The following is an 11179-nucleotide window of genomic DNA, read 5'->3' as shown; positions in this document are numbered from 1 at the left end:
GCCCCGTGCTCCAGGGCCTCGCCAAACCCGCAAACGACCTCTCGCGCGGCTGCAGCGCTGACGATGTCCTCCACATGATCGCTATAACAGTCAATCAGGCCAGGTGAAGGACACCGTGTCGTTCGTGGGAATACTGTCTGGCTACCGGAGGGGCTTCTTCATTATCAACGGCCCGTCCGATGATGGAGCCGTATATCGCATTACCACGCGGACTGTCCGAGACCTGACCGGAGTGTTGGTCGCGCATTCATTCAGCGCCTGTTGAGCACTGATCGCAAATTCCCGGCCTGCTCGCCGAACCGGCTGGTACTCTACCGTCACGATGCGCACCAACTCACCCTCGGCATTATACGTAACCTCGAAAGTTGCCGATGCTCTTTGATAGTCTGTCTCTTCGGGCAACGTCCAACACTTGGCAGCCATATCGGCGACCAATTGCGCGTCGTTTGCCGCAGCGGGAAAAGCTGCAAGCAGCATCAGAATAGTTCCAACGACGCCAGTTCTGAGCATATTTCTCCCTTACGTTTTCGTGGGTTACGATTTCACCCTTATACGTAGTTGTTGAATCGCCAGGGTGCTAGTACGAGGTAGTTTTTGGCTGGAAATATTGCATGGTCGTCAAGCCGGATATTTCCAGAATTTCCCTGTTCATCGTCAGTTCATGCGCTAGGTTTCAGGATGCGAACTTGAAAGGAGTACGCAGAATGAACCTAGTTAAAGGACTGATCGCCGGCGTTCTCGGTGTCGGAATGCTGATCGGAGCAGGTGCCGCAAACGCAGCGCCAACGCTTAACGTCGCAAAGCCAGACGTGAGTTCGAATGTCGAACAGGTCCGGGACCATCGGGGCCATCATTCACGGAAACATTGGAACAAGCGGCATCATTACAAGCGGAACCATTGGCGTTCGCATCACCGGCATTATCGCGGGCCGCGCTGGCATTCGCACCGCCATTACAGGCATAATGCGTGGCGCAGTCATCACAGACATCACTATTACAGCGGGCCACGTGTGAGGCGAGGCCATTACTAGCAACAAGGGCGCGTTACCGCGCCCTTTTTCGCTTCCCCACGACCTTGAATTTGCAAATCCGGTACCAGAACCAGTTCTCCATCTGGTCAGACAGAAGATAAATTTGCATTCTCGCGCCGCAGTAGGTCTTGAAAGCCAAGATCAACCGGGATGAGAACCAGTCTTTCCTCAAGAATACGAGTGGCAAGATGCGCTTGTATCGCAAAAACTGGTGATATTTATCCCAATGACTTGCCCGTCACTATCTGCAGTGTTTAATGCCGCCATGGAAAAATCAGCCTTCATGCGTGTGCTCGGTATTTTTGTCATCGCAATTTGTGGCCTTGCAGCTTTCAGCCTTGTAGGAACTATTCTTGTCTTTGGAATGCAGGCCGTTATCTTCGTCGATGGTTTTGCAAGCATTCTTCTTCTGATGACTTGTTCCGCAATATTCTGGTTTGCAAAAATCGACTGGCGCCGACCAGAAGCTGCGGCAATAGTCATATCATTCATGTCGTTTGTGGGTATGTGCGTCGATAGCAGGGGCAATCCCATCTACAACAAGCCTTTGGCGTGGATTTTTGGAAGTCAGGGCAGTCATGTCAAAGTCAACGAAATCGTCAGTCACGGTGGCGGAAGCACAGGTGTAAATTACGATTTTCAGATCATGAGCCTTCACGGCGTGGTCGAACGCTCAATCAGCGGCTGGTTGGTTATGCCGATGCGCTTTGTCGAATATCTCATCGTTCTTTCAATTGCCGTCACAATCATTACCACCATCCGCAACCATTCTGGACGCAACTGGCTTCCCGATAATGCCAGAGACTAGCCAGAAAAACATAACGTCCGGATTTCAGGAAGAGCGCCTGAGGTCCTGTTTCAGTACGCATCCTGCCTCCCCTACACTTGATACGGGATGTGACCAAAGAGGGAAAAACAAATGAAACGCTTCTCGCCTCGTGCGATCCTGTTCACATTGCTGGCTGTGATTTTACCGACAGCAGCTTTTGCACAATCAGCCGACGACGCCGATCCAAATGCCGCAATCGAAAAAATGAATGCCTACGTAGCGCTTCTCAATCGTACGATCCGCGCCTCGGAATCGCTCGACCGCTACGACGGCTGGGTCGACATGAAGAAGGGACCGACCGGCAAGGAACGAAACGTCTACGGACTTTACTCGCTCTATGATGTGCGCAGTGAGATTGAGGCAGCAGAAGCTGCCACGACGGCAGAACCGAAACTGCCCGCACTCGACGAGGCGATGGTGAGCTATATCGCTATTTATCAGAAGCTTGCGCCCGTTATCGATAAGGCCAGCAAATATTATGATCGCAAGGACTACAAGTCCGACAAATTTGCCGGTGCCAAGGAGTTCCATAAGCAGATCGCGGAATACGCGCCGGACTTCACCAAGGAACGCAAGCGCGTCGATGAACTGCTCGGCGAAGAAAAGAGCAAGATCGATCTGGCAGAGCTTGATGCGATTGAAAAGGCTGAAGGCAAGAAGGCCAACTGGCATGTTCGCAACGTCATGATCCGTGCCAACACTGTTGTTGAACTGCTGCCCGATAACGACAAGCCGGTCGTCGACATGGATGCCTTTGGCAGAGCCATGGATTCCTATGCAGCTGCCGTCCGTGAAATGGATGATTACGCAACCGAACATCCAAACTCATTCCACGTTTTCGAATCTCGTCCTGCAAGCCTTCTTGGCAAGCTGCGTGACTTCCAGGAAAAGCTGGAAAAGACCAAGGGCGACGCACGCAAGGGCGGAGCCTCTTCTGATCTTCAGTGGATCGTCAACGACTACAATATGATGGTTACGACATCACAGAATGCGACGATTTTCTCTAAAGACTGACAGAATTATCTCCAAGACAATCTGCGTAGCGATTTTATTTGCGGGCCGGTTTTGACCGGCCCCTGCCGTCTCTTCAGGGCCTTGGTCAATCATTGTCAGCGATAGCTTGACCGAAGTATGCCGCGCTTCGCAAGCGCAACAATTATCTTCATTTGACTTTCCTTTTGTTTTCGATTTTCATGATTTGGCTTTCACACTCGCAAAGGCTGAACGTGTGATCAGGTGGAGGAACATGTCAGTTGCTAATGCGCGTGCCCTCTTCTTCGACAGCGGCGATAACGCTACTCGGCACTATCGTGAAAGCTATAAGCGACGTGCTTATTCAACTCATCCAAACCGAGTTTGTTCAAGCGTCAATAATTACAGTCAGACAGCCGTATCTGCGGGATGGCGCTCATTGAGCGCCTGGTTCGGTGTTGTGGTAAGCTGGATGAAGCTTTTTGGGAAACATCTCGTTGGAATATGCTTATTTCCCGAACGAATGCAGAGACTGCCCGTAGAACACAGATTGCTCATAAGGGGTAAGGCGCAGTCCCTTGAAGTCCATATTGAGAGGATTTGCCAATAAGCGCAATAATTCCGACGGTTGGAGGAGGCCTCGGGACATATGCTGGAATTGCGAAATATCTCGAAGACGGTTGGTGGAGCCACGCATATCCATCCGACAAATCTGGTCCTGCCACGCGGGAGCCTGAATGTCCTGCTCGGACCAACCTTGTCCGGCAAGACCTCCCTCATGCGCCTCATGGCAGGCTTGGATAAACCAAGTGAAGGCTCGATCCTGTTCGACGGGCAGGATGTTACCGGCATGCCCGTGCAGAAGCGCAATGTGGCGATGGTCTACCAACAGTTTATCAATTACCCGGCTCTGACGGTATATGAAAACATAGCGTCACCGATGCGCATTGCAGGCAAGCCACAGTCGGAAATCGACAGTGAGGTTCGCAAGGCGGCAGACCTCCTCAAACTCACGCCCTATCTTGACCGAACACCGCTTAACCTGTCTGGCGGCCAGCAACAGCGCACGGCGATTGCCCGTGCCATCGTGAAAAAGGCCAATCTGGTTCTACTCGACGAACCGCTGGCCAATCTGGACTATAAACTGCGTGAGGAACTACGCGAGGAGCTGCCGCGCATCTTTGCTGAATCCGGTGCTATTTTCGTCTACGCAACGACCGAGCCTTCGGAGGCCCTGCTGCTCGGCGGCAATACGGCTGCACTTTCGGAAGGCCACATCACACAGTTTGGCCGGACAATCGACGTCTATCGCCGCCCGCTCGATCTCGTCACGGCGCGCACTTTTGCCGACCCGCCCTTGAACACTGCGCGCATGGTCAAATCAGGCGACAAGTTCCTGCGGGCAGATCGTCCGGCCATCGCCGTGCCGAGCCAATTGGCAAGTATCAGTGACGGGCCGCTGACCATCGCGTTTCAGCCGCATCATCTGCTCATCCGCCCAGCGGAGAACGCTACGGTTCCCATTCGGGCCCGCACGCTGGTTTCCGAAATCGCCGGATCGGAAAGCTTTATCCATCTCGATTACGAAGGCGATCGCTGGGTCATGCTGGCGCACGGCATCCAGATCATCGAGCCTGACCGCGAAATCGAGGTCTACCTCGACACGCGACACCTGATGGCTTTCGATGAGACTGGTCGCGCGGTCGGCCGCGCAGTTGGTTTGGCGGCATAGGAGGACGGCGATGGCACGTATCACTCTCGATCATATCCGCCACGCCTATAATGCGAAGGCACAGGCCGCAGGCGAGTATGCCCTCAATATGGTCAATTATGAATGGGAGGATGGGAGTGCCTATGCGCTGCTCGGCCCATCCGGTTGCGGCAAGACAACTCTGCTCAACATCATTTCCGGCCTTCTGCAGCCGACCGAGGGACGTATCCTGTTCGATGGTCAGGACGTGACCGGACTTGCCACCGAGGACCGCAATATTGCGCAGGTCTTCCAGTTTCCCGTCGTTTACGACACGATGACTGTCTTCGATAATCTCGCCTTTCCCCTGCGTAACCGTCGCATGCCGGAAGCGGAAGTAGAGCGTCGCGTCAAGGACATTCTGGAAATGACGGATCTCAGCGGCATTGCCGGGCGGCGGGCGCGCGGACTGACCGCGGATCAAAAGCAGAAGATTTCACTGGGTCGAGGTCTGGTACGCGCAAACGTGAACGCGATCCTGTTTGACGAACCACTGACGGTTATCGACCCACATATGAAATGGGTGCTGCGTTCGCAGCTGAAGCGCCTGCACCGTCAATCGGGTTTCACGATGGTTTATGTCACGCATGACCAGACGGAGGCACTGACATTCGCCGACAAGGTCGTGGTGATGCATAACGGGGAAATCGTTCAGATCGGCACGCCTGCTGAACTGTTCGAGCGTCCGAAGCATACATTCGTCGGCTATTTCATCGGCTCACCGGGCATGAACCTCATGCCTGCACGAATCGATGGCCGCACTGCGACAGTGGGTGCGCAGGCCATTCCGCTTCCCGGCATACCGCAGATTGGCCCGCAGATTGGCGACGCAAAAAGCATCGAACTGGGCATCCGGCCGGAGTTTGTCAGGCTCGGTCGCGAAGGCCTGCCCATCCGCGTCGACAAGATTGAGGATATCGGGCGCTACCGCATCGTGCGGGCAGGCTTCGAGGGGCAGAAACTCGCCGTCGTGATCGGCGAAGACGACGAGATACCCGCCGAACCGCACGTGACCTTCGATCCGAAGGCCATCGGCATATTCGCGGATTCCTGGCGCGTGGGAATGGAGGACTGACCGTGGAAAAAAGCTGGAACAACAAAGCCTGGTTCCTGGTTCTGCCCGTGCTGGTGCTAGTCGCCTTTTCCGCCGTCATTCCACTGATGACAGTGGTGAATTATTCCGTACAGGATACGTTCGGCAACAACCAGTTCTTCTGGGCCGGGACAGACTGGTTCGAGCAGATCCTTCATTCCGGTCGTTTCTGGGATGCGCTCGGGCGCAATCTCATTTTTTCGTTCATCGTTCTGGCGATCCAGATACCGCTTGGCATCCTGATTGCGCTCAATATGCCGAAAAAGGGCTTCTGGGTCCCCGTCTGCCTGGTCACAATGGCATTGCCCTTGCTGATCCCGTGGAACGTGGTCGGCACAATCTGGCAAGTTTTCGGACGTAGCGACATCGGCCTGCTCGGCTATTACGCCAACTGGCTGGGGCTGGACTACAATTACGTCAACGATCCGTTCGATGCCTGGGTAACAATCATCATCATGGACGTGTGGCACTGGACCAGCCTCGTGGTGTTGTTGTGTTACGCAAGCCTTGTATCCATCCCCGACGCCTATTATCAGGCGGCCAGAATCGACGGAGCATCACGATTTTCAGTGTTCCGCTATATCCAACTGCCAAAGATGAAACGCGTTCTGCTGATCGCCGTTCTGCTCCGTTTCATGGATAGCTTCATGATCTATACCGAACCGTTCGTGGTAACAGGCGGCGGGCCGGGCAATTCGACAACATTTCTGTCAATCGATCTGGTCAAGATGGCGCTGGGGCAGTTCGATCTTGGACCGGCGGCGGCCATGTCATTGATCTACTTCCTCATCATCCTGCTACTGTCATGGGTGTTCTACACCGTCATGACCAGCCACGATCAGGAGGTGTGAGATGAATGCCGTACAGGGAACTTCTGTAGGTAGTGCGCCTGCAATCACGCCGGTCTCAAACGCCGTCCGACAGAAATCGAGCAGACGCGAGACCTCACGCTTTGGCTGGCTGATACCGACAATCTACATCATACTGCTTCTGATCCCGATCTATTGGCTCATCAATATGAGCTTCAAGACCAATCAGGAAATCCTGACGTCGCTGACGCTGTTTCCGCATGAGCCGACACTGCAGAACTATCGCGCCATCTTCACCGACTCCGCCTGGTATTCGGGTTATATCAACTCGATCATCTATGTGGTCATGAACATGGTGATTTCGGTTTCAGTGGCGTTGCCAGCGGCCTATGCCTTCTCACGGTACCATTTCCTGGGCGACAAACACCTGTTCTTCTGGCTCCTGACCAACCGGATGGCGCCTCCGGCGGTGTTCGCCCTGCCGTTCTTCCAGCTCTATTCGGCATTTGGGCTCATCGATACGCATATTGCGGTCGCACTGGCGCATTGCCTGTTCAACGTGCCGCTGGCGGTGTGGATTCTCGAAGGCTTCATGTCCGGCGTACCGAAAGAAATCGACGAGACAGCCTATATCGATGGCTATTCGTTTCCAAGATTCTTCGTGAAGATCTTCATGCCCCTGATCGCATCAGGTATCGGCGTGGCCGCCTTCTTCTGCTTCATGTTCTCTTGGGTGGAACTGCTGATTGCACGCACCCTCACAACCACGGACGCGAAGCCCATCGCCGCTACGATGACACGCACCGTATCGGCTGCCGGAATGGATTGGGGGCTCCTTGCTGCAGCCGGTGTTCTTACGCTGATACCCGGCGCGCTGGTGATCTGGTTTGTCCGAAATTACATCGCCAAGGGCTTCGCCCTGGGGAGGGTATGACATGATTCATATGCCTGACTTCTCATGGATGGCCTGGACCTGGCAGACCGCAGCTTTTTTCTGCAGTATCGCCGCCCTGCTCGTTGGCATGGGTATATGGGAATATGCTTCCCCTGGAGGAGCACCCCGCAATGGTATTCTGGGGTTCGAGACGACACGCGGCGACCGTTTGTTCATCTCGCTGCTCGGCAGCGCATTCATCAATCTGGCATGGCTTGGGCTGGTTGGTCCGAACCTGTGGTGGGCTGTTGCCCTTTCAGTGGTCTACGCCATTGGCGTATTCCGCTTTGTATAAGGAGTCCGAAGCGAAATACGTCCGCTTCATGCAGTAGTGGGCTCGGGGGACATACCGCGCCCAAAAAGTCGATATGCACTCGCAAGCTTTGGGAGGATCAACATGCGACGGCATCTAATGACGACTACGGCACTCATCGTGCTGGCAATGACAGGCGCAGCTTCAGCGGGAATGGATGAGGCAAAGCAGTTTCTCGACAAGGAAATCGGCGACCTTTCATCCCTTTCGCGCGCCGATCAGGAAAAGGAAATGCAGTGGTTCATTGATGCAGCCAAGCCCTTCCAGGGCATGGACATCAAGGTTGTTTCCGAATCCCTGACCACCCACGACTATGAATCCAAAGTGCTGGCACCCGCATTTACAGCCATCACTGGCATCAAAGTCACGCACGACATCATTCAGGAAGGGGATGTCGTCGAAAAAATCCAGACACAGATGCAGACAGGCCAGAATCTTTATGACGGTTGGGTCAACGACTCCGATCTGATCGGCACGCACTGGCGGTATCAACAGGTCCGCAATCTGACAGACTTCATGGCCAATGAAGGCAAGGACGTTACCAATCCGGGCCTCGATCTGGACGATTTCATCGGTAGCAAATTCACTACCGCTCCGGACAAGAAGCTCTATCAGCTTCCCGACCAGCAGTTCGCGAACCTCTACTGGTTCCGTTACGACTGGTTCAACGATGAAAAGAACAAGGCCGACTTCAAAGCCAAATACGGTTATGACCTCGGCGTTCCCGTCAACTGGTCGGCATATGAGGATATTGCCGAGTTCTTCACAGGTCGCGAAGTCGACGGCAAGAAGGTCTACGGCCATATGGACTATGGCAAGAAGGACCCGTCACTCGGCTGGCGCTTTACCGATGCGTGGCTTTCCATGGCTGGTAATGGCGACAAGGGCTTGCCGAACGGTCTGCCGGTCGATGAATGGGGCATCAAGGTCGATGACCAGTCGCGCCCGGTCGGCTCGTGCGTAGCACGCGGTGGCGACACCAACGGACCGGCTTCGGTCTATGCTATCCAGAAATATCTCGACTGGATCAAAGCCTATGCTCCGGCGGAAGCCCAGGGCATGACCTTCTCCGAATCCGGTCCCGTTCCCTCACAGGGCAACATCGCCCAGCAGATTTTCTGGTACACGGCTTTCACCGCCGATATGGCCAAGCCCGGCCTCCCGGTCGTGAATGAGGACGGAACGCCCAAATGGCGCGTTGCCCCCTCCCCGCACGGTGTTTACTGGAAGGACGGCATGAAGCTTGGTTATCAGGATGTGGGTTCCTGGACCTTGATGAAGTCCACCCCGGACGATCGCGCCAAGGCCGCCTGGCTCTATGCGCAGTTTGTCACGTCCAAGACGGTCGATGTGAAAAAGAGCCATGTGGGACTGACGTTCATCCGCGATTCAACAATACATCATCAAAGCTTCACGGATCGTGGACCGAAACTTGGCGGTCTGGTCGAGTTCTATCGGTCTCCAGCCCGCGTCCAGTGGTCGCCAACCGGCACCAACGTACCCGACTATCCAAAGCTGGCCCAGTTGTGGTGGCAGGCGATCGGCGATGCATCCTCCGGCGCGAAAACGGCGCAGGAAGCGATGGATTCACTTTGCGCCGAACAGGAAAAAGTCCTCTCGCGTCTGGAACGTGCGGGGGTCCAGGGTGACATCGGACCGAAACTCGCCGAGGAACATGACATCGAATACTGGAACAAGGATGCCGTTTCCAAGGGCAACCTCGCTCCTCAATTGAAGATAGAGACTGAGAAAGAAAAGCCAGTCACCGTCAATTACGACGAACTGGTCAAGAGCTGGCAGAAATAAGCTGGCGTACAAGCTTCGTCGGTCGGCCTGTTGCGCCGACCGACAAACGACCTGTGGGAACACATTGCGCGCCGCGATATGCAATGTGGTTTACTGCAGAAAGCCGTTCGGGACTGACGGTAGCCACAATCCACTCATGAGGCGTGCAGGTTTATTTGATACGCTGAATTTCCGAAACCAATCTATTATCATTGAATACAGATCAGAACCGTCTTCCTTTAACATACGGCCATACAGTATCCGCTGATATTGACAAGAAAAACTGCGTGATATTCTATCCTAATGCTGCGTTTTACCAACGCAGATCACCACAAAGGGAGGACAGAATGGATATCAGGCCGTCTATCTTTGCCTGGACTTTGACTTGCTCACTGGCAGTATCCGGTGTTGCATTTTCGCAGGAATCTCGCACGAAAGTCATTTTGGACGCGGACATGGTCGAACTCTTTGACGATGGCACCGCAATGCTTCTGCTCGAGCGCGCTCCCAACATCGACCTGCTCGGCGTGACCGTCGTGTCAGGAAATACACCCATGCCAGCCGGGGTAGCTGCAGGCGTCCGACAACTGGAAGCGTTGGGCTCCGAAGTTCCCATCTATGAAGGCAGCCGATACGGCATTCGCAACTGGCGAGGAAACAAAGCCACTCCGGAAGTGCTGGCAGCCGAATTGCAAATCAGCCCCATTACCGGCTGGGGAGGCTATCTGCGACCGGATGCGGGCAACGAGATTGATGCCGATCCCTCGACAAAATGGTCCGATGTTTACAAGCACAAATATGGCGAAGCGCCATCCTATAAACGAGTATATGGTCTGGATAATCCGGACCCGGATGGCAACAAGGACGCCGTCGATTTCCTCGTCGACACGGTCAACAAATATCCCGGCCAGGTCAAACTGGTAGCAATCGGACCGCTCACAAATATCGCACGCGCCATTCTCAAGGACCCGAGCTTTCCGTCGAAGGTCGCCGAAATCGTCTATATGGGCGGCGCATTCTATGTCCCCGGAAACTCGTCAGCATCGGCGGAGTTCAACTGGTGGGCCGACCCTGAAGCCGCCAAGATCAGCGTCCGGTCAAAATGGGGCGATCCAAATTCCAAAACTTTCAAGGCATATGGAAATCAGGTGATCTCGGGCCTGGAAGCCAATGAACATACGGGCGGAATGCCGGAAGACCTCTATCGGAAAATGGTAGACGGCAGCCTTCCGGGCATTCAGAAACTCTGGCTTGCCCGGGAAGAACGGATCAAGGCGGAAGGCGGAACCACATTCGGACCCGACAATGTGTGGGACCTTTTTGCAGCCGCTTATGTCATCGACCCGTCGATTGTGCTCGCATGGAACAACGCTCCCCGCCCGAAGGATGGAACAGCCGCACCCGCCACCGGTGTTTATGTCGACGTGAATACGGAGATGGGTCTGGACTATGGCCGAAGCCTTGCATTCACCAACAATGACATTGGTGGCAATGCTGAAGCTAAGCCGGGACCAGTTGGCACTCAGAAGGCGGCCATTCAGAATTACATCGATGAAGACAAGTTCTGGAAGGAGATCGTGGTCCCGCTGACAACCGGCACGAAGAAATAAGCTCCACTCCAAACCCGGCGCGATGCGAAATATAAAGCGCCGGGTTGAAGCCT

General features: G+C 54.5%; 12 protein-coding genes. 11 read left to right on the top strand and 1 reads right to left on the bottom strand.

Annotated elements, in window-relative coordinates; translation table 11 throughout:
• Positions 1-107: phosphate acyltransferase (locus F9K91_RS21985; RefSeq protein ID WP_268878389.1), on the top strand; the 107-nt coding region annotated here is incomplete at its 5' end.
• Positions 108-141: 34 nt separating this feature from the next.
• Here F9K91_RS21985 and F9K91_RS21980 read toward each other — a convergent pair.
• Positions 142-510: a hypothetical protein gene (locus F9K91_RS21980; RefSeq protein ID WP_151653204.1), complete on the bottom strand. Its 369-nt coding sequence runs from the start codon at positions 508-510 to the stop codon at positions 142-144.
• A gap of 309 nt (positions 511-819) precedes the next feature.
• Between F9K91_RS21980 and F9K91_RS21975 the strand changes: the two genes are divergently transcribed.
• The 10 genes from F9K91_RS21975 to F9K91_RS21930 all read left to right on the top strand — a co-directional run bounded on the left by F9K91_RS21975 (position 820) and on the right by F9K91_RS21930 (position 11126).
• Positions 820-1014 carry a hypothetical protein gene (locus F9K91_RS21975; protein WP_151558639.1) on the top strand — a complete coding sequence of 65 codons (195 nt, stop codon included), beginning with the start codon at positions 820-822 and terminating at the stop codon, positions 1012-1014.
• Between the two features lie 243 nt (positions 1015-1257).
• On the top strand, positions 1258-1839 hold the full coding sequence (locus F9K91_RS21970) for a hypothetical protein (RefSeq protein ID WP_235913353.1): 582 nt from the start codon (positions 1258-1260) through the stop codon (positions 1837-1839).
• 111 nt (positions 1840-1950) lie between these two features.
• A complete protein-coding gene (locus F9K91_RS21965) occupies positions 1951-2874 on the top strand; it encodes a YiiG family protein (protein ID WP_151678726.1) in 924 nt (307 codons plus the stop codon).
• Positions 2875-3481: 607 nt separating this feature from the next.
• A complete protein-coding gene (locus F9K91_RS21960; RefSeq protein ID WP_151653209.1) occupies positions 3482-4564 on the top strand; it encodes an ABC transporter ATP-binding protein in 1083 nt (360 codons plus the stop codon).
• Between the two features lie 10 nt (positions 4565-4574).
• A complete protein-coding gene (locus F9K91_RS21955; protein WP_151558633.1) occupies positions 4575-5657 on the top strand; it encodes an ABC transporter ATP-binding protein in 1083 nt (360 codons plus the stop codon).
• Between the two features lie 2 nt (positions 5658-5659).
• Positions 5660-6526 (top strand): carbohydrate ABC transporter permease, encoded by an 867-nt coding sequence (locus F9K91_RS21950; RefSeq protein WP_061345731.1) that lies wholly within the window; start codon positions 5660-5662, stop codon positions 6524-6526.
• Position 6527: 1 nt separating this feature from the next.
• A complete protein-coding gene (locus F9K91_RS21945; RefSeq protein ID WP_151558629.1) occupies positions 6528-7418 on the top strand; it encodes a carbohydrate ABC transporter permease in 891 nt (296 codons plus the stop codon).
• 1 nt (position 7419) lies between these two features.
• A complete protein-coding gene (locus F9K91_RS21940) occupies positions 7420-7713 on the top strand; it encodes a DUF2160 domain-containing protein (protein ID WP_151653211.1) in 294 nt (97 codons plus the stop codon).
• A 102-nt stretch (positions 7714-7815) separates the two neighbouring features.
• Positions 7816-9537, top strand: coding sequence for an ABC transporter substrate-binding protein (locus F9K91_RS21935; protein ID WP_151558625.1), 1722 nt, complete (start codon positions 7816-7818; stop codon positions 9535-9537).
• Positions 9538-9863: 326 nt separating this feature from the next.
• Positions 9864-11126: a nucleoside hydrolase gene (locus F9K91_RS21930; RefSeq protein WP_151678725.1), complete on the top strand. Its 1263-nt coding sequence runs from the start codon at positions 9864-9866 to the stop codon at positions 11124-11126.
• The last annotated feature ends 53 nt before the right edge of the window (positions 11127-11179 follow it).

Origin of the sequence: Brucella tritici (assembly GCF_008932295.1) — a bacterium.
GTDB lineage: Bacteria > Pseudomonadota > Alphaproteobacteria > Rhizobiales > Rhizobiaceae > Brucella > Brucella tritici.
This window is presented reverse-complemented; position numbering and strand designations above follow the sequence as displayed.